The sequence below is a fragment of the Devosia sp. genome (assembly GCF_014860165.1).
Classification (GTDB): domain Bacteria; phylum Pseudomonadota; class Alphaproteobacteria; order Rhizobiales; family Devosiaceae; genus Devosia.
Window position 1 is genome coordinate 1 of the sequence record NZ_JACZKG010000059.1, and the last position, 24,588, is coordinate 24,588.

Below are 24,588 nucleotides of genomic sequence, written 5' to 3' on the forward strand. Positions count from 1 at the left end.
GACCCCACCCCCAATATCGGCGGCAACATGTTCGCCTTTACCGGCGCCGGCCCTGTCGACAACGCGCCGCGCGAAAGCCGGACCGACGTGCTTAGCTACACGTCCGAGCCGCTGACCGAAGACCTCACTATCATCGGCCAGACGCAGGTGACGTTACACGCCCGTGCCAGCATACCGCATGCCGATTTCTTCCTGCGGCTCTGCGACGTGGGTCTGGACGGCATCTCCATCAACATCTGCGACGGCCTGATCCGGGTCACACCCCAAACCCCTGTTCAAGCAGACGGCAGCTGGCGCCTCGGCTTCACCCTGCACGCCGCAGCACACAGCTTCCGCGCCGGCCATCGCTTGCGGCTGCAGGTCTCATCCGGCGCCCATCCCAGATACGCACGCAATCTGGGCACCGACGAACCCGTGGGCACGGCCACGACGATGGTGGCCAATGACGTCGACATCATCGACGCGTCTATCGGCCTGCCTGTCACCGCCGTATAGTCCGCCCGCCAGCGAGGCAAATGGGGGCAGACATGACATTCGCGGACGCGGCCGGTTCCGGCCGGCCAATTCGTTTCAAATGCGACTTCGGGGTGATGGAGACGATCGGGCAGGTCTTGATCTGGATCCTGCTGACCATCGTGACGCTGGGCCTGGCCCTGATCGTCTTTCCTTATTACTTCAACAAAGTTGTGCTGAACCGCACCGAGGTTATCGATGCCGGCGGCCGCGCCATCGGCAAGCTTGACTGCCAGTTCAACCTGGCCTCGTCCATCGGCCACGTCATCATCTGGGTGCTGCTGATCATCGTAACGCTGGGCATCGCCGCGTTCTTCTACGCCTACCGGGTCCTGCGCGTCCTGCTGAACGACACCAGGATCATCTACTACTGACGCCCCCGCACAGGAGACGGCGCGCCAGTGTGATCGGGTCATTGCCAAATTAGTTATTCTACATAACAATACTCCCTGCACTCACGTGCAAGAAAGGGAGGATTGAATGAACACGGTCTGGAGGAATTCCGTGGCGTTCGCAACCTTGCTCACCGCGATGGGCATGGCAGCAACGGCACACGCTCAGGCGCTCGATTGCGCCGACATTGTCGGGCACGATTTCGGCGTACCTGACCTGGTGGTGACGGCGGCGACGCCCACCCCGGTGGGTGAGAATGCGCCAGTTGCCCACTGCCTGGTGCAGGGCCATGTCGGCGAGCGCACCGGTGCGGATGGCAATACCTACAAGGTGAGTTTCGAACTGCGCCTGCCCGACGACTGGAATGGCCGTTTCGTGCACCAGTTCAACGGTGGCAATGACGGGGCCGTCGTGCCGGCGCTCGGCAACCTGATGAATGCCGACCCGGCAGACTCGGCCCTTGCCCGAAACTATGCGGTTGTCTCCAGCGATGCCGGCCACGATGGCGCGGCTCACCCTGAGGCCGGCCTTGCGGGCGGCGCCAGGTTTGGTTTTGATCCAGAGGCTCGCGCCGATTATGGCTACGGCGCGGTGATGAAGTTGAACCCGGTCGCGACCAAGCTTGTCGAGGACTATTATGGCGAGGCTATCGCCTTCAGCTACGGCGTCGGCGGATCCAATGGCGGTCGCCACGCCATGGTCCAGGCTACGCGCTCTCCCGATGCCTTCAATGGCATCCTGGCCGGCTATCCCGGCTTCAACCTGCCTCGCGCCGCCGTGCAGCACGCCTGGGACGTCCAGAGCTTCAAGCCTGTCACAGGTGACATCCGCACCGCCTTCAAGCCCGAAGACCTCGCGCTGGTGGGCGAAGCGGTGGTCGCGGCCTGCGACGGTCTCGATGGCCTGGAGGACGGCATCATTGCCGACAGCCCGGCTTGCCAGACGACATTCGATATCGGGACCCTGACCTGTTCGGCTGACGGCGCCAATGCCTGCCTCAGTGCTGCGCAGGTCGAGGCCTTGCGCCGCATCCATGCCGGCCCGACCAACTCGGCCGGCGAAGCGCTCTACAGCAACTGGGCCTGGGACCGCGGCATCGCCACCGGCGACTGGCGCTTCTGGAAGCTCGAAAGCCCCATTCCACCGTGGAACAACATGCCCCTGATCGCCACGATGGGCGCATCGTCGCTGGCCATGGTCTTTTCCAGCCCGCCGGTGGATGTGGCCGGCGACCCGGCTTCGCTCGAGCAGTTCCTGCTCGACTATGATTTCGACACCGACGCCACGATTGGCGCCAGCGACGACGTCTTTACAGAGTCGCCGCTCGAATTCATGACTCCAACCGACGTGGACAACCCTGAACTGTCGGCCTTCCGCGACGCTGGCGGCAAGCTGATCGTGTTCCACGGCAACAGCGACCCGGTCTTCTCGGTGATGGACACCATCAACTGGTATGAGAAACTCGATGCCAACAATGGCGGCGCGGCAGAAGACTTCGCTGTCCTCTACACCGTGCCAGGCATGGGTCATGGCCCAGGCGGCGCGGCAACCGACAAATTCGATGCGTTCGACGCCCTTGTCGACTGGGTTGAGAATGGCGTCGCGCCGAGCCATCTGGTCGCGACCGCCACGCCGGACAACCAGTATGTGCCCGAGCTGATCGGCGTGACGCGCAAGCTCTGCCCCTACCCGATGATCCCCCGCTACACGGGCGGCGACGAGGCCAGCCACGAGAGCTTCACCTGCCAGTGACGAACCGAGCCCGCCGAAAGGCGGGCTCCACCCTAGTTCCCGTCCCGCGCCTTCACCTTCCGCCGTGCCGCATGCAGCAGTGGTTCGGTATAGCCGCTGGGCTGATCTGCCCCATGCAGGGCGAGGTCCAGCGCCGCCTGGAACGCGATGGACTGGAAATTCTCCGCCATCGGTCGATAGAGCGGATCGCCCGCATTCTGAGCATCGACCACGCTGGCCATACGTTCAAAGGTCGATGTGACCTCATCGCGGCTGACCAGTCCGTGGCGCAGCCAGTTGGCCACCGCCTGGCTGGAAATCCGGCAGGTGGCACGATCCTCCATCAGGCCGACATCGTTGATGTCTGGCACCTTGGAACAGCCCACGCCCTGCTGCACCCAGCGCACCACATAGCCCAGGATGCCCTGGGCGTTGTTTTCGAGCTCGCGGTTGATCTCCTCGCGGCTCAGGGAGAACGGCGCCTGCACCGGCATGGAAAAAAGCTCGCTGAGCGCAGGCACGGCCTGGTTGTGGCGGCGCTTCTGCGCCTCGAACACATCAACCTGATGGTAGTGCAGCGCATGCAGCGTCGCTGCGGTCGGGCTCGGCACCCAGGCGGTATTGGCGCCGGCATTGGGATGGCCGGCCTTGCTGGCCATCATCGCCGCCATGTCGTCGGGCCGCGCCCACATGCCCTTGCCGATCTGCGCCCGGCCGGAAAGGCCACAGGCCAGCCCGATCAGCACGTTGCGGTCTTCATAGGAGCTGAGCCAGCGCTCGGACTTGATCTCGTCCTTGCGCAAGACGGCGCCCGCCTCCATCGCCGTATGGATTTCATCGCCCGTGCGATCGAGGAACCCGGTATTGATGAAGAACACCCGGCTCCGGGCCTCGTAGATCGCCGCCTTGAGGTTGGCCGAGGTGCGGCGCTCCTCATCCATGATGCCGATCTTGATGGTGTTGGGCTTTAGGCCCAGCATCGTCTCGACCGAGGCGAAGATGGCGCAGGCAAAGGCCACTTCCTCGGGCCCGTGCATCTTTGGCTTGACGATATAGATGGCGCCGGTCGTGCTGTTGACCTTGTCCTGCATGGCGCAAAGCACGGTGACGGCCGCATCCATCAGCCCCTCGCCGATGGGCTTACCCTCGAACAGCACCGCGTCCGTGGTCATCAGATGGCCGACATTGCGCACCAGCAGCAGCGAGCGGCCCTTGAGCACCAGCGGCGCGCCGTTGACATCCTTGTAGACCCGGTCGGCATTGAGCTTGCGGGTAACCGTCCTGCCGCCCTTCTCGAACGTATCCTCCAGCGTGCCGTTCATCAGGCCCAGCCAGTTGCGATAGACCCCGACCTTGTCCTCGGCATCGACCGCCGCGACCGAATCCTCGCAGTCCTGGATCGTGGTCAGCGCCGCCTCGACGATGACATCGCTGAGCCCCGCCTTATGGGTGCCGCCGATGACACTGCCCGGCTCGATGACCAGGATCAGATGCAGCCCATGGTGGCGCAGCACGATCTCGCCACTGGCCTCGGTGCCGCCATAGCCGACAAAGGCGCCGGGATCGCGCAGGCCGGTCCGTCCGGCGGGCATGTCCACTTCGAGGTGCCTGACGTCGCCATCCTTGACCACGTGATAGCCAGTCACATCGCGATGGCTGCCCGAGGCAAGCGGCAGGAAATCATCAAGAAATCTCGCGGCATGCTCCACCACTGCCGCGCCGCGCGACGGATTATAGCCCCTGCCCGGCGCCAGCTCGCCATCGCGGGCAATAACGTCGGTGCCATAGAGCGCATCATAAAGACTGCCCCAGCGGGCATTGGCGGCATTGAGCGCATAGCGAGCATTGGACACCGGCACCACCAGCTGCGGCCCGCACAGCGTGGTGATTTCCGGGTCTAAGCCACTGGTTTCAATGATGAAATCCGCAGGCTCCGGGACGAGATAGCCGATGTCCCGAAGGAAGAACTCATAGCCCTGCGCATTGTTGGCCACCGGCCCATACTTGCGATGCCAATCGTCGATATCAGCCTGCAACTCATCACGCCGCGCCAACAGCCGCGCATTGGTGGACATATGCTCGGCAACAAGAGCCGCAAACCCGCCCCAAAATTGCTCGGCCGTTACCGAAAGACCCGGCAGCGCTTCCTTCTCGACGAAATCGACCAGCAGCGGATGGACGGAGAGGTTCGATTTCGGGAGGTAGGTGGTCATTGTCTGAGCCTTCTTTTCTTCACCTCTCCCTTGGGGGAGTGGTCGATCGTCTTCGGTCGGGTGAGGGGGCCTTTCCACGCACTCGACCAAGAAAGGCCCCCTCACCCGGCGCTGCGCGCCGAACTCTCCCCCAAGGGAGAGGTGAGAAAGCCCGAGGGCAACCTAGGGCACCGTGCCTGGCCTCACAACCCGCCTAAAGTCGACTTCGCCCTTGCGCCAGCCACATAGACCTCGGCTATGGCGCGGTCGTCGCCCAGCGTCTGCAGCAGGAACAATTCCTCGGCCAGCGAGGTCACCGTGGCCTTCCGCAGCGCCATGGCGGGCGTGGCTGCCGCATTGAGCACGACCAGGTCCGCCGCATTGCCGGGCGCGATGGCGCCGATGGTGCCTTCGAGCGACAGGGCCCGGGCATTGCCCAGCGTCATCATGTAGAACGAGTTGAGCGGGGTCAGCCGCTGGCCGCGCAGCTGCAGCACCTTGTAGCCCTCGGCCATGGTCTCCAGCATGCCATAGCTGGTGCCGCCGCCGATATCGGTGGCGACCCCGATGCGCACGCCCGCCTTGCTCAGCCGCTCGCGGTCAAACAGGCCCGAGCCTAGGAAGAGATTGGATGTGGGGCAGAACACCGCCACCGAGCCGGTCTCCGCCAATACCCTGGTCTCGCGATGGTTGAGATGGATGCAATGGCCGAGGAGGGTCTTGGGACCCAGCAGGCCATAGTCCTCGTAAATCCCGGTGTAGTCGGGCGAGCTCGGATAGAGCGCCATCGAATTGGTGATCTCGACGTCATTTTCGCTGAGATGGGTCTGCACATAACAATCGGGATGCTCGGCCACCAGCGCCCGCGCGGCCTCAAGCTGCGCTGGTGTCGAGGTGATGGCAAAACGGGGCGAGATGGCATAGAGCCCCCTTCCCCTTCCATGCCAGCGCTCGATCAGTGTCTTGCTGTCGTCATAGCCGGACTTGGCAGTGTCGCAGAGCGCCTCGGGGGCGTTACGATCCATCATCACCTTGCCGCCGATCATGAGCATGTTGCGCCTTTCGGCTTCGCCGAAATAGGCGTCGACCGAACTCGGATGGCTCGAGCAATAGGCGACTGCCGTGGTCGTGCCGTTGCGGATCAGCTCGTCATAAAACGCCGCGGCAATGGTGCCGGCATGGCCCTGCTGGCTGAACTTCTGTTCCTCCAAAAAGGTGTAGGTATTGAGCCATTCCAGCAGCGAGCCGGCATAGGAGGCAATGATCTGGCTCTGCACATAATGCAGGTGCGTATCGATGAAGCCGGGCAGGATCAGATGCGGTCGATGGTCGATCACCTCGGCCTCGCCATCGGGCGCATAGTCGCCCACGGCGACGATCTTGCCATCCGCGATGGTGATGGCGCCATCCTCGAGATAGCGATAGCTCGCGTTGTCATCGAGCCCCAGCGGCTCGCTGATGAAGGTCAGCACCCGGCCGCGCAGGATGGTCCGCCTCATAGCCCCGAGCCCTCGCGGAACCATTCAACGATCAGCGTCCGCTCCTCATCAGTCATTTCGCTCACATTGCCCGGCGGCATGGCATGGGCATAGCCGGCCTGCATCGCAATCTCCCGGGCGTGGTTGGCGACGGCGATGTCATTGTCGAGGATCACGTTCTTGGGCGCCTCATAGATACCCGGCCAGGCCGGTTCCGCCGTGTGGCACATGGCGCAGCGCGTCTGCACGGTCAGGCTGGCAGCGCTGAAATGGCTTGCTGCGAGAAAGGGTTCGGCCGCCCGAGACGCCACCTCCTCTCCCGCCGAGCCCGGCAGCTTTGGCGCGGTGGACAGCCACGCGATGATGATGAACAACACAACGGCGGCCAGCCAGGTCCAGTGCGGATTGCCCTTCCGCGCATGGCGGGTGTTGAAATAGTGCCGGATCACCACGCCGACGAGAAAGATCAGCGACGCGATGATCCAGTTCCACTGCGTGGCAAAGGCCAGCGGATAGTGGGACGACAGCATGAAGAAGATGACGGGAAGCGTCAGGTAGTTGTTGTGGAGGCTCCGCTGCTTGGCGATCTTGCCATATTTGGCATCGGGCACCCGCCCGGCCTTGAGATCACCCACCACGATCTTCTGGTTGGGGATGATGATCATGGCCACATTGGCCGCCATGATGGTCGCCGTAAAGGCGCCCATATGGAGCATCGCGGCGCGGCCGGTGAAGAGCTGCGTATAGCCCCAACTCATGGCCACCAGGATCGCGAACAGCACCAGCATCAAGCCTGACGTGGAATTGCCGATGGGCGACTTGCAGAGGCTATCATAGAGCACCCAGCCCAGCACGATCGAGCCCAGCGACAGCCCAATCGCCTGCCAGGCCGGCACGTCGAGCACGTTGCGATCGATGAGATAGATGTCGGCGCCGACATAATAGACCAGCGCCATCAGCATCAGCCCGGAGAACCAGGTCCAGTAGCTTTCCCATTTGAACCAGGTCAGGTGCTCGGGCAGGAATTCGGGCGCCACCAGGTATTTCTGGATGTGGTAGAAGCCGCCGCCATGCACCTGCCACTCCTCGCCATGCGCCAGTGGCGGCAGGCTCGGCGTCTTGCGCAGACCCAGGTCGAGTGCGATGAAATAGAAGGACGAGCCGATCCAGGCGATGGCCGTGATGACATGCAGCCAGCGCACGGCAAACATCAGCCATTCATAGGCAATTACGTAATCGGGCATTCGTCCTCGTCCTCAACCGCCGGGGCCTCTCCCTCTCCCCTTGCGGGAGAGGGTGGATCGGCCGATAGGCCGAGACGGGTGAGGGGTTTAGCACAGTGCCTCAGCCGCTGTGCCCTCCCCTTCATCCGTCCTTCGGGCACCTTCTCCCGCAACGGGAGAAGGGCACCACCCCAGCCCTGGTGGCAAAGAAGGGCGGGCCAACGCCCGCCCCTCTGTCATTCCGATCAGCCTTATGCCGGCGGGTTCACGCCTTCGACATACCAGTCCATGCTGAGCAGTTCGGCATCGGTCAGCGTCACGCCGGCCGGGACGCGCTCGGCGCCGGTGTGGTCATTGATCGGGCCGGTGAAGATGTTGAAAGTACCATCGATCTGGCCCTGCTTGATGGCCTCGGCGGCCGCCTTGACCTCGTCAGTGACCTTGGGACCATAGGGCCCGATCTGCACTTCGCCTTCCTTGAGGCCCGGCCAACGGTCGCCCGAGGTCCAGCTGCCGTCGATAACCGCCTGCGCTGCCTCGACATAGTGCGGGCCCCAATTGTCGATGATCGAGGTCAACTGGGCATTGGGGGCGAAGGCGCTCATGTCGGCACCCTGGCCGAAGCCGCCGACAATGCCGCGTTCCTCGGCAACCTGCAGGGCGGCCGGACCGTCCGTATGCTGGGCGATCACGTCGATGCCCTGGTCGATCATGGCGCGAGCAGTATCGGCTTCCTTGGCCGGGTCATTCCAGGTCGAGATATAGACCGGGGTCATGGTGAAGTCAGGATTGACCTTGCGGGCCGCCAGAGTGAAGGCGTTGATGCCCATCACCACTTCCGGGATCGGGAACGAGCCGATATAGCCGGCCTTGCCGGTCTTGGAGAGGTGGCCCGCAATGGTGCCGCAGACAGCGCGGCCTTCATGGAAGCGGGCATTGTAGGTCGCGACATTATCCGAGCGCTGGTAGCCGGTGGCATGCTCGAACTTCACGTCCGGGAACTGCTGGGCAACCTTGATGACATAGTCGCCATAGCCGAAACTGGCGGCGAAGATCAGCTTGTGGCCGGACTGGGCCAGTTCGCGCAGCACGCGTTCGCAGTCCGGGCCCTCGGGCACGTTCTCGACGACGGTGGGCTCGGCGACGGCATCGCCCAGCTGGTCCTTCATGTACTTGGCGCCGGTAGCGTGGCCGAAGTTCCAGCCATTGTCGTTGACGGTGCCGATCAGCATGAAGCCGACCTTGAGCGGCTCGGTCTGGGCAAAGGCCTTGGTGCCGAGCAGCGGCAGGGCCGCGGCGGCGGCGCCGACCTTGAGGATATTGCGGCGGGTGATTGTCATCTGTCTCTCCTGAATGACTTTTCTTGGTTGATCGAGGGCCACTGGGCAGCCCTCAATTGCTGGGCAGGAACGGCTTGCCGAGACAGGCCGGTGCATTGGTGGAGGCGTCGCGGCGGATCGAGATCAGCACCAGCACGACGACGGTGGCAAGGTAGGGCAGAGCGGCCCAGAGCTCGGAAGGAATGGCGCTGAGCGGACCGCCGCCGGCCTTGGCATAGAGCTCCATGGTCATGACCAGCCCGAAGAGATAGGCGCCCGCCAGCAGCCGGAACGGCCGCCACGACGCGAACACCACCAGCGCCACGGCGATCCAGCCGCGTCCCGCCGTCATGCGCTCGGCCCATTGCGGTGTCAGCAGCAGCGGGAAGCAGGCCCCGGCAATGCCGGCCATGGCGCCACCGAACATCACCGCCATGTAGCGCACGCCAATCACCGAATAACCGATGGAGTGGGCGGAAAGGTCATTCTCGCCCACGGCGCGCAGGATCAGGCCGGCCCGCGTTCTCTTGAGGAAATACCAGATGGCCACGACCATGAAGAGCGCGAAATAAACCAGGGCCGAATAGCCGAACAGCACGCGCCAGAACGGATCGGCAGCGAGGCCCGGAAACAGCGGACCCAGCAGGGTCACCGGCTTGGCGCTATAGCCCTGCCCCGCCAGGGCCGACAGGCCGGTGCCGAAAATGGTCAGCGCCAGTCCGGTTGCGGTCTGGTTGGCGGAGAGGCTGAGGGTGAGAAAGCCGAAGATAAGCGATGTGGCCACGCCTGCCGCCGCTGCCATCAGGATCGCCAGGTAGTGGTTGCCGGTAACGAAGACGATGACGAAGGCGGTGATCGCCCCCACCAGCATCATGCCCTCGACGCCCAGGTTGAGCACGCCGGCGCGTTCCACCACCAACTCGCCCAGAGCCGCGATCAGGATCGGTGTCGATGCGCCGACCACGGTGATGATGACGGCGATGATCAGGTCCGTGCTCATGGGGCGACCCCTGCCGCCTGCGGCGCCACGCGCCTGATGCGGTAGCGGATGAGGATATCCCCCGCCAGCAGGAAGAACAGCATCATCGCCTGGAACACGCCGGTCGCCGAATTGGAGAGCCCGATGCTGGTCTGCGCCACTTCGCCGCCCACGAAGGTGATGGCCATGACGATGCCGGCAAAGATGACCCCGAGCGGATTGAGCCGGCCCAGGAAGGCCACGATGATGGCGGTGAAGCCGTAATTAGTCGGAAAGCCCGGCACCATGCGCTGGAATGGTCCGGCCACTTCGAGCATGCCCGCCATGCCGGCAAGCCCGCCACTGACCAGCAGCGCCAGCCAGATCGTCTTGTTCTCCGAAAACCCGCCATAGCGCGCCGCATGCGGCGCCGCGCCGACCACCTTCATCTGGTAGCCGAAGACTGAGCGGGACATGACGAACCAGGCCACCAGGGCCACGACGATGGCGATGGGCACGCCCAGATGCACGATGGTGGTGGGGATGATGGTGGGCAGCCGCGCCGCTTCCGAAAAGATGCGGGTCTGCGGAAAGCCCATGCCCATGGGGTCCTTCCAGGGGGCACGGACCAGGTAGTAGATCAGTTGCACGGAGGCATAGGTCAGCATCAGCGAAGTCAGGATTTCGTTGACGTTGAGCCGCGTCTTGAGCAGCGCCGGGATGGCCGCATAGGCCGCCCCGCCCAGCACGCCGGCCACCAGCATCAGCGGCAGGATCCACCAGCCCGTCATGCCATAGGTCGCCAGCGCCACCCAGGTCGCGGCGAGCCCCCCCATGATATACTGGCCCTCGGCGCCGATATTCCAGACATTGGCGCGATAGGCGATGGACAGGCCCGTGCCGATGATGATCAGCGGCGCCGCCTTGACCCCGAGATCCTGCCATTTGAACGAATTGGTCAGCGGCGTGAGGAAGATTTCCCGCACCGCGCCCACCCCGTCATAGCCGATCAGCGAGAACAGGATCGCCCCGACCACCATGGTCAGCACCACGGCCGCCACCGGGGTGGCATAGACCATGGCCTGCGAGGGCTCGCGCCGCTTTTCAAGCCGGAACTGCATCGCGCGCCTCCGCCTGTCCATGCACGCCACCCATCAGCAGCCCAATTTCCTCGACGCTCATCTCGCCGGTTGGGCGCGCGGGCGACAGATGCCCCATATTGATCACCGCCAGCGTATCGCACAGTGCCCTGAGTTCATCGAGGTCCTGGCTGATGACCACGATAGCCGAGCCGGCCGCCGCCAGGTCCACCAGCGCCTGATGGATCGCCGCTGCCGCACCGGCATCGACGCCCCAGGTCGGCTGGCTCACCACCAGCACGCTCGGCTTCTGCAGAATCTCCCGGCCCATAATGTATTTCTGGAGGTTCCCCCCCGACAGCGAGCCGGCGGTCGATGCCGGTCCCAGTGCCTTGACGGCGAAATCGGCGATGACCCGGCCGGTATAGGTCTTGGCGGCGCCCGAATTGATCAGCCCCAGCATGACCATGCCAAGGCGGTCGCGCGCGGTCAGCACCGAATTGTCCGAAAGCGTGAAGTCGCCCACCGCGGCATGGCCGTTGCGCTCCTCGGGCACGGCGCAGAGGCCGCGCTTGCGGCGGCCCGTCGTATCGAGCAGGCCCAGCGGAAACCCGTCGAGGGTGATCGCGTCCTTGTCGCCGCTGCGGACTTCGCCGCTGAGCGCATCGAGCAGCGCGTTCTGACCATTGCCGGCCACCCCGGCAATGCCGAAGATTTCGCCCGCCCGGACCGTGAAGCTCACATTGTCGACCGGCACATCGAAATGACCGGTCTTGGCCGTCGACAGCCGCGACACCACCAGCTTGGGCTGCCCGAGGCTCCGCCCCTCGCCACGCACAATGTCCTTGAGACCGGCGCCGATCATCTTCTCGGCCATCGACCGGCTGGTCTCCTGTTTGGGGTCGCAGGTATCGACCAGCTTGCCGCCGCGCAGAATGGTGGCGGTGTCGCACAGCGCTTTGATCTCGTGCAGCTTGTGCGAGATATAGAGAATGGAACAACCCTCTGCGGCCAGCTTGCGCAGCACTTCGAACAGTTGCTCGACTTCCTGCGGCGTCAGCACCGAGGTGGGCTCGTCCATGATGAGCAGCTTGGGCTCCAGCAGCAGCGCCCGCACGATCTCGATGCGCTGGCGCTCACCCACCGACAGGGTCGCCACCGTCCGGTGCGGGTCGAGCAGCAGGCCATATTGCGTCATCACCGCGCGGATGCGCGCTTCGAGCTGGCGCGACGGGATTTTGCTGTCCATGCCCAGCGCAATGTTCTCGAGCACGGTGAGGGCTTCAAACAGCGAAAAGTGCTGGAATACCATGCCGATGCCCAGCTTGCGGGCGGCCTTGGGATTGGCGACGGTCACGGGCGAACCGTCCCAGCGGATCTCTCCCGCATCGGGCTGCATGATGCCGTAGATCATCTTGACCAGGGTGGATTTGCCGGCGCCATTCTCGCCCAAAAGCGCATGGATTTCGCCCGGCTTGACGGCAAAGGTGACGTTGTCATTGGCCAGAACGCCGGGAAAGCGTTTGGTGATGCCGGTCAATTCGAGCCGATACGGCATACTAGCGTCCAATCACCACCCCCAATGATTTGGGGGCGCGTGCCCGCGCAATCTCAGCTTCCCGTTGCCCAATGTGGACCATAATTTCCGCTGCCGCCAGTGCCGCAATGACCGCGGGGCGCTTATCCCCAAGGCCCTGTTGTCCGATGGGCGAGACCAGGCGCTCCAGCGCCCTGGCGTCGCCACCTTCGGCCCTGAACCAGCTCGAGAACCTGGCGCGTTTGGTCTGGCTGCCGACCATGCCGATATAGGGGCTGTCGCTGCGGGCCAGCGCTTCCTGCGCGAGGAGGAAATCCAGTGCATGGTCATGGGTCAGGATGACATAGCTGCTGCCCTCGGGCGCGGAGCGCACCACGGCCTCCGGCATGGCGACGACGCGAGCCGCAATGCCTTCTGGAAGCAGCTCGAGTTCTTCGCGCCGCGTATCGATCACCTCAAGCTGCACGGGCAGCAGCGACAGAATTTGCGCCAGCGCCCGACCGACATGGCCGGCGCCGAAGACGAAGACATGCGGCAGGGCGGCGTCTTCGGCGACGATCTGCGCCGTCAGCTGATCGCGCAGGCTGGCATTGGCATAACGCAGGCTCACCTCAACCCGGCCGCCGCAGCACTGGCCGATTTCGGGGCCCAGCGGCACGTCCATGGCCTCCTCGGCCTGCCCATTGGCGATCAACCGGCGGGCATGCTCGATGACCATATATTCCAGTGCCCCACCGCCGATGGTGCCGAACAGGTCGGTGCGTCCGACCAGCATGAACGTGCCCTGTTCGCGGGGCGATGAGCCGCGGACTGATGTGAGGGTGCAGACGATCGCGTCGGGGTTAGTGGCGAGGAAGTGGGTGAGTTGGGTGGTGCGGGAGGTCATGACAGGCTCCCAGTGGCACTCGGCGGCGCGGCGCCTGCTTCACCTCTCCCTTTGGGGGAGAGGTCGGCCGAAGGCCGGGTGAGGGGGCCTTTCCTGGATACCGTGCGTGGGAAAGGCCCCCTCACCCGACCCAAGAGGGTCGACCTCTCCCCCGAAGGGAGAGGTGATGTGGCGCTCGCCCGGGCGTCGGCATGCATCCTCACCCTCGCGCCTCCCGCTTCAGTCGTTCACAGCCCATCAGCACCCGCTCGGGCGTCACCGGCGTATCCAGCCGCGGCGCAATTCCGTAGTCCGCCACAGCAGCCACCGCCATGCTCAGCGCCTCGACCACGCTCATCGCCAGCATCAGCGGCGGCTCGCCCACGGCCTTGGAGCGACCGATAGTCGGCTCGGCATTAGCGGACCATTCGGCCAACCTGACGTTGAAGACCGCCGGCACGTCGCTGGCGAGCGGGATCTTGTAGGTGGACGGTGCCTTGGTGCGCAGTTGGCCCTTGTCGTCCCACACCAGTTCCTCAGTGGTCAGCCAACCCATGCCCTGGATGAAGCCGCCTTCGACCTGGCCGATATCGATGGCCGGATTGAGCGACTTGCCCACGTCATGCAGGATATCGACACGATCGACCGTGTATTCACCGGTCAGCGTATCGATGGTCACCTCGCTGACCGAGGCGCCATAGGCGAAATAGTAGAACGGATGCCCCCGGCCCGTGGCGCGATCCCAGTGGATTTTCGGCGTCTGGTAGAAGCCGGCCGCCGAGAGCTGCACGCGGTTGAGATAGGCCGACGCCGCCAGTTCGGCGAAAGGCACGAACCTGGCGCCGGCCTGGATGCCGCCCTGCACCCATTGCACTTCGGCCTCGGCGACCTGATGCAACTTGGCTGCATGCGCAGTCAGCCGCTCCTTGATCTGACGGGCGGCATCATAGGCCGCCATGCCGTTGAGATCGGAGCCGGACGACGCGGCCGTAGCCGAGGTGTTCGGCACCTTGCCTGTCGTCGTCGCCATGATCTTGACCACGTCCAGCCCGACGCCAAAGGCATCGGCCAGCACCTGCGCCACCTTGATATAGAGCCCCTGGCCCATCTCGGTGCCGCCATGGCTGAGATGGATCGAGCCATCCTTGTAGACATGCACCAGCGCGCCGGCCTGATTATACCAGGTGGCGGTGAAGGAGATGCCGAACTTGACCGGCGTCAGCGCGATGCCCTTCTTGAGGATCGGGCTGCCCTGGTTGTAGCTCAGGATCGCCGCACGGCGCGCCTGGTAGTCCGCGCTGGCCTCCAGTTCGTCCACGATGCGGTGGATGATGTTGTCTTCCACCGTCTGGTGGTAGGGCGTCACATTATTGGTGTCGAGGCCGTAGAAATTGGCCCTGCGAATCTCGAGCGGATCCTTGCCCAGGGCATAGGCGATATCCTCGATCCAGCGCTCGGCCGCCATCATGCCCTGCGGCCCGCCGAAGCCACGGAAAGCCGTGTTGGAGACGGTATTGGTATAGAGCGGCTCGCTGCGCACCCGCACCGCCGGATACCAATAGGCATTGTCGGCATGGAACAGCGCCCGGTCCGTCACCGGGCCGCTGAGGTCGGACGAGAAGCCGGCGCGGGCGCCATAGACGGCATCGACCGCGTGGATCTTGCCGCTGTCGTCATAGCCCACGTCATAGTCGACCACGAAATCGTGCCGCTTGCCGGTGGCCGTCATGTCGTCGTCGCGGTCGGGGCGGATCTTGCAGGCGCGGTTCCATTTCTTGGCCGCCAGTGCCGCCACGGCGGCAAACAGGTTGCCCTGCGTTTCCTTGCCGCCAAAGCCACCGCCCATGCGCCGCACATTGACCGTCACCGCATGGTGCCGGATGGCCAGCACCTGCGCCACCATCAACTGCACCTCGCTCGGATGCTGCGTCGACGAGAAAACAGTCACGTCCTCGTCCTCGCCCGGCACCGCCATGGCGATGTGCCCTTCAAGGTAGAAGTGGTCCTGCCCGCCGATCGCGATACTGCCCTTGAGCCGGTGCGGGGCCGCAGCCAGGCCCGCCTCGATATCGCCACGCTCCAGCTTGAGCGGCTCGGTCACCAGCTTGCCGCCCGCCGCCTGCGCCGCGCGGACATCGGTATGGTGTTGGAGTTCCCGGTACTCCACCTTGGCCAGATGGGCGGCGCGCCGCGCCTGGTCCCGCGTCTCCGCCACCACGGCAAACAGCGGCTGCCCCCAGAAATGCACCTTGTCGGTGGCGAAAACCGGCTCGTCATGCTTGTGGCTGGGCGAAACGTCATTCTCGCCCGGAATGTCCTCGGCAGTCAGAATGCCGATCACGCCCAGTGCCGCCTTCACGGCCGCATAATCGATGGAGACAATCTCCGCATGCGCCCGCGTCGACAGCGCCAGATAAGCATGAACCGTGCCCGCAGGCTCGATCATGTCGTCGATATATTCGGCCGTGCCGGCAACATGCTTGGGCCCGCTGTCATGCCGGGTCGAAGTGTGGAGCGAGGCCAGCGCGATGGGCGCTTCGTGCTTGTTCATGCCACCTCCCGCCGGAGCCGCTGGCCGTGGCCGGTGGTTTCGAGGAAAAACCGCTGCAGCAGGTTCCGCGCCGTGAGCAGGCGATAGTCGGCGCTGGCCCGCATGTCCGAAATCGGCTGGTAGTCCTCGCCAAACACGGCCATCGCCGCATCCACCGTCGCCTGCGTCCACGGCTTGCCGACCAAAGCCGCCTCGACCGCCTTGGCGCGCTTGGGCGTCGCCGCCATGCCGCCAAATGCCACCCGCGCCATACCGACGAGACCCGCGTCATTGACGAAAACGCGGAATGCGCCGCATAGCGCCGAAATGTCCTCCTCACGGCGCTTGGAAATCTTGTAGACGGCGAACTTCTCGCCCTCGGGCAGCCGCGGGATGGTGACGCTTTCGACGAACTCCCCCGGTTGCCGGTCCTGCTTGCCATAGGCCAGGAAATAATCCTCGAGCTTGATCTCGCGACGATGCTCGCCCCTGCGCAGATGCAACTTGGCCCCCAGCGCGATGAAGGGTGGTGGCGTATCGCCAATGGGCGAACCGTTGGCGATATTGCCCCCGATAGTGCCCATATTGCGGATCTGCTCGCCGGCAATGCGGTTCCACAACTCGCCCATATCGGGGAAATTGGCGGCCACGACAGGCAGGGCCTCGGAATAGCTTACCCCCGCATAGAACCGGACCTCGCTGTCATTCTCGGCGATGCGCTTGAGCTCCTGCAGGTGGTTGATGAAGATCACCGGCCCGATCGGCCGCATGAACTTGGTGACCCACAGGCCCACATCGGTGGAGCCGTTGACAATGGTGGCATCGGGATTGGCTTCGTAGATCGCGGCGAAATCGTCGAGACTGCCGGGCACGATGATGCGATCGGCGCCCTCGCCGATCTCGACGCGCCTGCCGTCATTGATTGCAGCGATCTGGCTCTTGAGCGCGATGCGCTCGGCCCAGAGCGGGTCAGCCTCCGGACGGCCATGGCTGGAAATCGCCTTGCCGGCGCGGATGATGGGCGCATAGCCGGTGCAGCGGCACAGATTGCCCTGCAGCGCCTTCTCTATCGCCCCCTGGCTCGGATCGGGATCGCGCATCCACAGGCCATAAAGGCTCATCACGAAGCCCGGCGTGCAGAAGCCGCATTGGCTGCCATGGTGGTCCACCATCGCCTGCTGCACGGGATGCAGTACCCCGTCCTTGCCGCGCAGATGTTCCACCGTCACCACATGGGTGCCGTGCAGGCTGCCGACAAAGCGGATGCACGCCGTCACCGAGTCATAGACGATGTCGTCGCCCATCAGCCGGCCGACCAGCACCGTGCAGGCGCCGCAATCGCCCTCGGCGCAGCCTTCCTTGGAGCCGCGCAGGCGCCGGTCGAGCCGCAGCCAGTCGAGCAGCGTCGTATCGGGCTTCACATCGGTAAGGCTGATTTCCTCGTCGTTGAGGATGAAGCGGATGGCGCCCGAAACCTCGGTCATCCCTAGCTCCCCCGATAGGTCGAATAGGCGAAGGGGCTCACCAGCAGGGGCACGTGATAATGCTTGTCCTCGGAAATGGTGAAGCGAACCGGCACCACGTCGAGAAACGGCGTTTCGAGCTCCACTCCGAGCCTTTCGAAATACTGCCCGACATGGAAATGGATCTCGAACTCGCCATGCTGGAACTGGTCTTCATCCAGCAGTGGCTGATCCACCCGACCATCGGCATTGGTATAGCTGTCGGCGATGTGATGGTTGTGGTCGCCGTGCACGAACAGCAACTCGATCCGCATGCCACGCGCCGGCTTGCCGTGCATGGTGTCCAGGACATGCGTCGTAAGGCGTCCACTACCCGCCATCTGCTGCTCCGTATATCGTCCCCGAAGCACGAGACTATCGCATCAGGCCCGATGCGCAATGCCCATTTTTTACCATCTGGTCCATTTTTGTGCATCTTGATCCGGTGCACAGGATTCATACTGTCGCCGCATCACCAGACGAGAGCACAGCCATGCGCTATCCCCGCGACCTCAACGGCTACGGCCCTAACCCGCCCAACGCCAACTGGCCCGGCGGCGCCCATGTGGCGGTGCAGTTCGTACTCAACTACGAAGAGGGTGGGGAAAACAACATCCTGCATGGCGATGCCGGTTCCGAGGCCTTCCTGGCCGATGTGGTCGGCGCCGCGCCCTGGCCGGGGCAGCGCCACTGGAATATCGAATCCATGTACGAATACGGCGCTCGTGCCGGCTTTTGGCGACTGCACAAGCTGTTCACCGAGACGCAGCTTCCCGTCACCATCTATGGCGTCGCTACCGCCCTGATGCGGGCTCCGGCCCAGCTTGCGGCCATGCAGGAGGCCGGTTGGGAAATCGCCAGCCATGGCTACAAGTGGGTCGAGCACAAGGATATGGCCCCGGATGTGGAGCGGCAGCAGATCGCCGAGGCCATCCGCCTTCACACCATTGCCACCGGCGAGCGCCCGCGCGGCTGGTATACCGGGCGCTGCTCTCTCAACACCGTCGACCTGGTCTCGGAAGAAGGCGGCTTCGCCTATGTCTCGGATACCTATGACGACGACCTGCCCTACTGGCGCGTCCACCAGGGCCGGCCGCAGCTCATCATTCCCTATACGCTGAGCGCCAACGACATGCGCTTCGTCACCGCCTCGGGCTTCGGCAATGGGGAGGCCTATTTCCAGTTTCTCAAGGACAGCTTTGACTGCCTCTATGCCGAGGGCGAGGCCGGTTCGCCCAAGATGATGTCGATCGGGCTGCATTGCCGTCTCGTTGGTCAGCCCGGCCGCTATCAGGGGCTCAAGAAGTTCATCGACTATATCCTGGGCTTCGACAAAGTTTGGGTGCCCACCCGCCTGGCCATTGCCGAGCACTGGGCCAAGGAGCACCCCTATGTGGCGCCCGAAGTGGTCCCGTCCCGGCTCGACAAGGACGAATTCGTCACGCGCTATGGCTCGATCTTCGAGCATTCGCACTGGATCGCCGAGCGCGCCTGGGCGGGCGAATTGGCGCCGGCCAACGACACGGCCATCGGCCTCCATTTCGCCCTGCGCAGCCAGTTCCGCATGGCGACAGCAGAAGAGCGCCTGGCCGTGCTGCGGGCCCACCCCGATCTCGCCGGCAAACTGGCCGCCGCCAAGCGCCTCACCGAAGCCTCGACCGCGGAGCAGGCCTCGGCCGGGCTCGATGCCCTGACCGATGCCGAGCGCGAGCGCTTCACCGCGCTCAACACGGCCTATGTGGAAAAGTTCGGCTTCCCCTTCATCATCGCCGTACGCGACAACACCAAGTCGTCCATCCTCGCCGCCTTTGAGCAACGCATCAACAACAGCGCCGAGGTGGAATTCGCCACGGCCTGCGCGCAGGTAGAGCGGATTGCGCTGCTGCGGCTGCAGGCGGTTTTGCCGTAGAGCACCAGGTCTGAGCCAGCCACCGCACGTCACCCTCAGGCTTGACCCGAGGGCTCTTCTCTTGCTGGACGTCCGGCAAGTACCAATACCCTCGGGGTCAAGCCCGAGGGTGACGATCGAGTATGTTGAAGTTTGGCTACGGGCAGCCCTACCCGTTCAGCTCATCCGGCTCAAAGCCGAGTTCGGGATGATCGCCAAACAGGCCCAGCACCAGCGCGAACAATGCCAGCCACGGCAGATGATGCTGTAGCCAGGAATGGGGCACGATCCCGTCATGAGTATTGAACTCGTCCATGTCGGTAGCATCGGCCCAATGTTTGAAGATTTGGTAACCCTAACAGGCGATTAGGCGACTACCAGGCATCCGCCTCCCGCACCAGGTGAACGATGCCGGCCGGGTTGAAGAACCAGCCGCCGCGAAATCCCGCCCCCAGATCTTCGATCGCATCGTTCCGCACCACCCCGGCTGCGCCGAGCTGCTCGGCCGCGCGGGGAAAATCCGGCGTGAACAGTTCCAGCCATACCTCGGCCTGCGAATAGCCGTGCACCTCGTCGATCCACAGCCGGTTCGGGCCGTGGATGAAGCCGACATTGCCCGGCTTTTCGGTGAAAGGCTCCAGACCCAGCGTATCCCGATAGAACGCCACGGTCTGCGCGTATTGATGTGTCGGCACCTTCATGGCGATGTTGATGCCGCCTTCTATCCACCTGCTCATCGCCCCCCCTACTTGTAGAAGCCATCGCGCAGATTGATGCCGTGTTCGAGGTAAACCTTGAGCGCGCACAGCATGCCGGTCCAGCCTTCGCAATTGCCAAAGGCCGCTTTCTGCGCCGCCTGATTATCGCGCCAGCCACTCTCGGCAATGCTCACCAGCGTGCGACCATCCTCAAGGCCCTCGAAGGTCATCGTCACCGTCGTGTCATAGGAGCCACCCTGGTCGGGTGTGCCGTCGGCGGCACCCCAATGCAGCACGATCTTCTTGTCCTGCACCACCTCGACCACATGCACCGGGAACGCGCCGGGAAAATCGTGGAAATCCCAGGTCACCGTGGCGCCGGTTTCCAGCCGCCCCTTGGCTCCCCCGGTGGTGAAGTAGCCGCTGAGTTGGGCGGGATCGACCACCGCCTCGAAAACCTCATGCACCGGCTTGCTGATCCGGCCGGACACCCTGAATTCCGGCGCAACGCGTTCGTTTTTGCTGATGACAGCACGCATTTACCACTCCTCATGCTTGACGGACAGCACAATATGTTATAAAAACATAACATGTCAACCGAAGACGAAAACGACCTGATTTTCAAGGCCTTGGGCCATCGCTCGCGGCGGAAGATCGTCGATCTGCTCAAGCTCGAACCGCGCACCACTGGCATGCTCTGCGACCTGCTGCCCGAGCTCGATCGTTGCACGGTGATGCAGCATCTGGGCGTGCTCGAAGAGGCCGGATTGGTCATCGCCGAACGGCGCGGCCGTGAGCGCTGGAACCATCTCGATGCCCTGCCCATCCACGCCATCCACGAGCGCTGGATCGGCCCTTACGCCGCTTATGCCGCCTCCATGCTGAGCAAGCTCAAGAGCCAGGTGGAAAGCCCGGTCTGACTTGCAGCATCCGCGGCAAGGCGCTATGCGCCTTTGGCGCTGGAGGGCTCCATGTACACGCTATACGTCGCCAACAAGAACTACTCATCCTGGTCGCTGCGCCCCTGGGTGCTGATGCGCGAACTGGCCATTCCATTCGACGAACAGGTCCGCCCCTTCAACGACGGCCCGACCTTGGCCTTTGGCGATGTATCGCCCAGCGGCCGCTTCCCCTGCCTGGTCGATGGCGGCACCGTGGTCTGGGACTCCCTCGCCATCACCGAATACCTGGCGGAAGCGCATCCCCAGGTCTGGCCAGCCGACAAGGCCGCCCGCGCCTTCGCCCGCTCGGCGGCCGCCGAAATGCATTCCGGCTTTGCCAGCCTGCGCAATATCTGCGGCATGAATGTCGGCATCCGCGTCGAGCTGGCATCCATCCCCGATGGCCTCGCCACCGACCTTGTCCGCCTCGATGCGCTGTGGACCGATGGCCTGACCCGCTTCGGCGGACCGTTCCTTGCCGGCGACAAATTCACCGCCGTCGACGCCTTCTTCTCGGCTGTCGCCTTCCGCGTGCAGATCTACGATCTCCAGCTCAGCGCTCCCGCCCGCGCCTATGCGCAGCGCTTGCTCGACCTGCCCTCGATGCGCGATTGGTATGACGCCGCGCTCAAGGAAACCTGGCGCAAGGCCGCCTATGAGCGCGAGGCCCTTGCCGCCGGTCGCATCGTCGCCGATTATCGCCAGACTGCCTGACTTCACCGCCAACCGGCACCACCTCGGGACCTTCATGGCCGACACCACCTACGCCTCGCCTTCAGCCGGCCTGCCGCCGCAAATGGCGCTCCATACCGGCCGCGCGGTCTTCACCGAGGCCTATGCGCTGATCCCCCATGGGGTGATGCGCGACATCGTCACCAGCTATCTGCCCCATTGGGACCAGACCCGCGCCTGGGTGATCGCCCGGCCGCTAACCGGCTTTGCCGAGACCTTCTCGCAATATATCGTGGAAGTGATGCCCGGCGGCGGCAGCACTCGGCCCGAGCCCAACAAGACGGCTGAAGGCGTGCTCTTCGTGGTCGATGGCCAGGCCAGCCTCACCGTCGAGGGCAAGAGCCACCTGCTCAAGGCGGGCGGCTACGCCTTCCTGCCGCCCGGCTGCAATTGGTCGCTGGCCAATCGCGGCACGGTCCCGGTCCGCTTTCATTGGGTGCGCAAGCGCTATGAAGCCGTCGATGGCATCGAGGCGCCCTCCGCCTTCGTTGCCAACGAGCAGGACGAACCCATCATCTGGATGCCAGGCACCAACAACACCTGGGGCACCACGCGCTTCGTCGACCCCACCGACCTGCGCCATGACATGCATGTCAACATCGTCACCCTCGAGCCGGGCGCCGTCATTCCCTTCGAGGAAACCCATGTCATGGAGCACGGCCTCTACGTGCTCGAAGGCAAGGCGGTCTATCGCCTCAACCGCGACTGGGTCGAGGTGGAGGCCGGCGATTTCATGTGGCTGCGCGCCTTCTGTCCCCAGGCCTGCTATGCTGGCCCCAACAGATTTCGCTACCTGCTCTACAAGGACGTCAACCGCCACATGAAGCTGGGCCTGTGAGCATGGACACGGTCGTCGTCGAACCGCTGACCGCGGCGGCCTTCGCGCCCTTCGGCCAGGTGATCGAGATCGATGGCGCGCATCACTATCCGATCAATGGCGGGATGACCGAGCGCTACCACGATCTGGCGCGTGTGGAGTTAGGCGGCGTGCATCCCCGCCCGCTGATTTCCATCTTCCGCGGCCAGCCCTACGCTTTGCCGCTGACGCTCAAGCTGGTGGAGCGTCACCCTCTGGGCAGCCAGGCCTTCTACCCGCTGTCGGCCAGTCCCTGGCTGGTGATAACAGCCGAGGACGAAGCTGGCAGGCCGGTCCGCCTCCGGGCCTTCCAGCCGGGCCCCGGCCAGGGCGTCAATATCGCCATGAACACTTGGCACGGCGTCCTGACCCCGCTTGAGGTCGCAGCCGATTTCCTCGTCGTCGACCGCGGCGGCGACGGCAACAATCTCGAAGAGCATGACTTCCAAGAGCCGTGGCTGATCACGCGGTAACGCGTCCTTTCCAGCAGACCTCATCCTGAGCCTGTCGAAGGACGAGGTCGTGGCACAATGCCTCCACGCGCTCAGCTACCATGAGGGTCTCTGGAGCCTGGGCCGGCGGCGCCCACCACCTCGCCACAGTCACACTGCTGCGCTAAGCTCGTGCGAAATGGAGGTCGCCATGAGCCTGGTCCGCATTATCGTCGCCCTGCTCGCATTCGCACTCGCCATCCCGGCCATGGCCGAAGACATCACCTTCGCAGGCCTGGTGACCTATCGCGAACGGATGAGCCTGCCCTCTAACGCGACGCTGACCATCACCCTGGTAAATCTCCCTGGCGAGCACCGCATCGCCGGCGCCAATGCCAGTCTTGGTGGCAAGGCCGGCTCACCCATCCAGTTCACTCTCAATGTCCGCAGCGACGTCATCGCCGCCGGAGGCCAATATGGCCTCGTGGCCGAAATCTCGAGCGGCGGCCAAGTCGTCTTCCGCAACACCCAGCCGGCTCTGGTTGATGTGGCTGAGCCAGAAGGCAATGTCATCGAGGTTGAATTCTTTCCGCCCCCGCCGCACGATCCGGCTGAACAGGTCACCCCGCCCGTCGAGGCTCCCGATGCCCTGCTCGATGTCCTGTGGATGGTCACCAGCATTGGTGGCGAGCCCGTCCTGCCCCAGACCGAGGTGACCTTCTCCATCGCATCAGACCACCGTGCCGGCGGCAATGGCGGCTGCAACAACTACTTCACCGAGGCCAGTTTCGGCGCCCCGCCCCTCGTCTTCGGCCCCATCGCCGGAACTCGCATGGCCTGCGATGGCGTCGTCATGACCCAGGAGGCGCGCTTCTTCGCCGCGCTCGGCGCCACGGCGGGCTATGATCTTGTCGGCGATACGCTGAAGCTGGTGGATGCTGCCGGTATTCCTCTCGCAGGGCTGGTTCGCTCGCCCTGAGCCTTTCCAACGCAGCCGGCCATGGCTAGGCTTTGCGGCGAGCCACCGGAGCCATCATGGACAAAGCCAATCTGATTTCCCGCCTGCTCGACGTCATCGAGCACGACATCGCACCCGTGACGAGCCAAGGCGTGGCGCGCGGCAACAAGCTCTTCGGCGCCGCCATCCTGCGCAAATCCGACCTGTCGGTCGTGGTGGCCGAAACCAACAACGAAATCGAGAATCCGCTGTGGCATGGCGAAATGCACGCCATCAAGCGCTTCTTCGAACTGCCGGAAGATCAGCGGCCGGAGGCCAAGGATTGCCTGTTTCTCGCCACCCACGAGCCGTGCTCGCTCTGCCTGTCGGGCATCACCTGGTCGGGCTTTGACAATTTCTATTACCTGTTCAGCCATCAGGACAGCCGGGACAGCTTTGCCATCCCCTATGACATCCAGATCCTCAAGGCCGTCTATGCCGTGCCCGACCCGGATCGTACCGCGGTTCCTGACGATAGACCGCTCTACAACCGCACCAATGCCTATTGGACCAGCTACAATATCGCGCAGCTGATCGCGAGCCTCGACCGCAGCCACAAGGAAGCCCTGCTGGAGCGCTTCGACAATCTCAACGGGCTCTATGCGGACCTGTCATCGACCTATCAGCACGGCAAGGGCAGCAAGGGCATCCCGCTGGCCTGACCCCGCTCTTCGACGGGCTCAGGATGAAATCGACCGAGATCCTTGAGTAGCCTCGTGGTGAGC

General features: G+C 64.0%; 24 protein-coding genes. 10 read left to right on the forward strand and 14 right to left on the reverse strand.

The annotated features are described in order from the left end of the window. From IH615_RS14395 to IH615_RS14405, 3 genes are all read left to right on the forward strand, one after another. On the forward strand, positions 1-495 hold a 495-nt coding region (locus IH615_RS14395), incomplete at its 5' end, for a CocE/NonD family hydrolase (RefSeq protein ID WP_291362700.1). Between the two features lie 32 nt (positions 496-527). After that, on the forward strand, positions 528-887 hold the full coding sequence (locus tag IH615_RS14400) for a DUF6693 family protein (protein WP_291362701.1): 360 nt from the start codon (positions 528-530) through the stop codon (positions 885-887). A gap of 106 nt (positions 888-993) precedes the next feature. Further along, a complete protein-coding gene (locus tag IH615_RS14405) occupies positions 994-2,658 on the forward strand; it encodes a tannase/feruloyl esterase family alpha/beta hydrolase (protein WP_291362702.1) in 1,665 nt (554 codons plus the stop codon). A gap of 32 nt (positions 2,659-2,690) precedes the next feature. On the opposite strand, the gene IH615_RS14410 is transcribed toward IH615_RS14405, so the two are convergent. The 11 genes from IH615_RS14410 to uraH all read right to left on the reverse strand — a co-directional run bounded on the left by IH615_RS14410 (position 2,691) and on the right by uraH (position 17,661). Further along, positions 2,691-4,850, reverse strand: coding sequence for a malate synthase G (locus IH615_RS14410; RefSeq protein ID WP_291362704.1), 2,160 nt, complete (start codon positions 4,848-4,850; stop codon positions 2,691-2,693). Between the two features lie 182 nt (positions 4,851-5,032). After that, positions 5,033-6,328: a guanine deaminase gene (gene guaD, locus IH615_RS14415; protein ID WP_291362706.1), complete on the reverse strand. Its 1,296-nt coding sequence runs from the start codon at positions 6,326-6,328 to the stop codon at positions 5,033-5,035. After that, positions 6,325-7,551 (reverse strand): urate hydroxylase PuuD, encoded by a 1,227-nt coding sequence (locus IH615_RS14420; RefSeq protein WP_291362709.1) that lies wholly within the window; start codon positions 7,549-7,551, stop codon positions 6,325-6,327. The genes guaD and IH615_RS14420 overlap by 4 nt, the downstream gene beginning before the upstream one ends. A 230-nt stretch (positions 7,552-7,781) precedes the next feature. After that, entirely contained in the window at positions 7,782-8,870 is a 1,089-nt protein-coding gene (locus IH615_RS14425) for a BMP family ABC transporter substrate-binding protein (RefSeq protein ID WP_291362711.1), read from the reverse strand. A gap of 52 nt (positions 8,871-8,922) precedes the next feature. Beyond that, positions 8,923-9,849 (reverse strand): ABC transporter permease, encoded by a 927-nt coding sequence (locus IH615_RS14430; RefSeq protein WP_291362713.1) that lies wholly within the window; start codon positions 9,847-9,849, stop codon positions 8,923-8,925. Continuing rightward, positions 9,846-10,928 carry an ABC transporter permease gene (locus IH615_RS14435; protein ID WP_291362715.1) on the reverse strand — a complete coding sequence of 361 codons (1,083 nt, stop codon included), beginning with the start codon at positions 10,926-10,928 and terminating at the stop codon, positions 9,846-9,848. Before IH615_RS14435 ends, IH615_RS14430 begins: the two co-directional genes overlap by 4 nt. Next, positions 10,912-12,444, reverse strand: coding sequence for an ABC transporter ATP-binding protein (locus IH615_RS14440; RefSeq protein ID WP_291362717.1), 1,533 nt, complete (start codon positions 12,442-12,444; stop codon positions 10,912-10,914). The genes IH615_RS14435 and IH615_RS14440 overlap by 17 nt, the downstream gene beginning before the upstream one ends. 1 nt (position 12,445) lies before the next feature. Beyond that, a complete protein-coding gene (xdhC, locus tag IH615_RS14445; protein ID WP_291362718.1) occupies positions 12,446-13,309 on the reverse strand; it encodes a xanthine dehydrogenase accessory protein XdhC in 864 nt (287 codons plus the stop codon). A 199-nt stretch (positions 13,310-13,508) separates the two neighbouring features. Further along, positions 13,509-15,839: a xanthine dehydrogenase molybdopterin binding subunit gene (gene xdhB, locus IH615_RS14450; RefSeq protein ID WP_291362719.1), complete on the reverse strand. Its 2,331-nt coding sequence runs from the start codon at positions 15,837-15,839 to the stop codon at positions 13,509-13,511. After that, the gene (gene xdhA, locus IH615_RS14455) at positions 15,836-17,302 is read right to left on the reverse strand and encodes a xanthine dehydrogenase small subunit (RefSeq protein ID WP_291362721.1); all 1,467 of its coding nucleotides are present in this window, start codon (positions 17,300-17,302) and stop codon (positions 15,836-15,838) included. The genes xdhB and xdhA overlap by 4 nt, the downstream gene beginning before the upstream one ends. Before the next feature lie 2 nt (positions 17,303-17,304). Next, the gene (gene uraH / locus IH615_RS14460) at positions 17,305-17,661 is read right to left on the reverse strand and encodes a hydroxyisourate hydrolase (protein WP_291362722.1); all 357 of its coding nucleotides are present in this window, start codon (positions 17,659-17,661) and stop codon (positions 17,305-17,307) included. A 152-nt stretch (positions 17,662-17,813) separates the two neighbouring features. Here uraH and puuE point away from each other — a divergent pair, with 152 nt between their 5' ends. Continuing rightward, positions 17,814-19,229 (forward strand): allantoinase PuuE, encoded by a 1,416-nt coding sequence (gene puuE / locus IH615_RS14465; protein WP_291362724.1) that lies wholly within the window; start codon positions 17,814-17,816, stop codon positions 19,227-19,229. Positions 19,230-19,377: 148 nt separating this feature from the next. Here puuE and IH615_RS14470 read toward each other — a convergent pair whose 3' ends face one another. The 3 genes from IH615_RS14470 to IH615_RS14480 are packed head-to-tail and all read right to left on the reverse strand — an operon-like array spanning position 19,378 to position 20,445. Next, a complete protein-coding gene (locus tag IH615_RS14470) occupies positions 19,378-19,524 on the reverse strand; it encodes a hypothetical protein (RefSeq protein ID WP_291362725.1) in 147 nt (48 codons plus the stop codon). Positions 19,525-19,582: 58 nt separating this feature from the next. Further along, complete coding sequence (locus IH615_RS14475; RefSeq protein WP_291362726.1) at positions 19,583-19,945, reverse strand: hypothetical protein; 363 nt, start codon at positions 19,943-19,945, stop codon at positions 19,583-19,585. An 8-nt stretch (positions 19,946-19,953) separates the two neighbouring features. Continuing rightward, positions 19,954-20,445: an SRPBCC family protein gene (locus tag IH615_RS14480; RefSeq protein ID WP_291362728.1), complete on the reverse strand. Its 492-nt coding sequence runs from the start codon at positions 20,443-20,445 to the stop codon at positions 19,954-19,956. Positions 20,446-20,496: 51 nt separating this feature from the next. Between IH615_RS14480 and IH615_RS14485 the strand changes: the two genes are divergently transcribed. The 6 genes from IH615_RS14485 to IH615_RS14510 all read left to right on the forward strand — a co-directional run bounded on the left by IH615_RS14485 (position 20,497) and on the right by IH615_RS14510 (position 24,525). Beyond that, positions 20,497-20,826 (forward strand): metalloregulator ArsR/SmtB family transcription factor, encoded by a 330-nt coding sequence (locus IH615_RS14485; protein ID WP_291362730.1) that lies wholly within the window; start codon positions 20,497-20,499, stop codon positions 20,824-20,826. 51 nt (positions 20,827-20,877) lie between these two features. After that, positions 20,878-21,561: a glutathione S-transferase family protein gene (locus tag IH615_RS14490; protein ID WP_291362731.1), complete on the forward strand. Its 684-nt coding sequence runs from the start codon at positions 20,878-20,880 to the stop codon at positions 21,559-21,561. A 34-nt stretch (positions 21,562-21,595) separates the two neighbouring features. After that, complete coding sequence (locus tag IH615_RS14495) at positions 21,596-22,417, forward strand: bifunctional allantoicase/(S)-ureidoglycine aminohydrolase (protein WP_291362732.1); 822 nt, start codon at positions 21,596-21,598, stop codon at positions 22,415-22,417. 2 nt (positions 22,418-22,419) lie between these two features. Further along, positions 22,420-22,908, forward strand: coding sequence for an ureidoglycolate lyase (locus tag IH615_RS14500; RefSeq protein WP_291362734.1), 489 nt, complete (start codon positions 22,420-22,422; stop codon positions 22,906-22,908). Positions 22,909-23,077: 169 nt separating this feature from the next. Continuing rightward, positions 23,078-23,845, forward strand: coding sequence for an META domain-containing protein (locus IH615_RS14505; RefSeq protein ID WP_291362736.1), 768 nt, complete (start codon positions 23,078-23,080; stop codon positions 23,843-23,845). A 56-nt stretch (positions 23,846-23,901) separates the two neighbouring features. After that, complete coding sequence (locus tag IH615_RS14510) at positions 23,902-24,525, forward strand: nucleoside deaminase (protein WP_291362738.1); 624 nt, start codon at positions 23,902-23,904, stop codon at positions 24,523-24,525. Positions 24,526-24,588 lie beyond the last annotated feature (63 nt).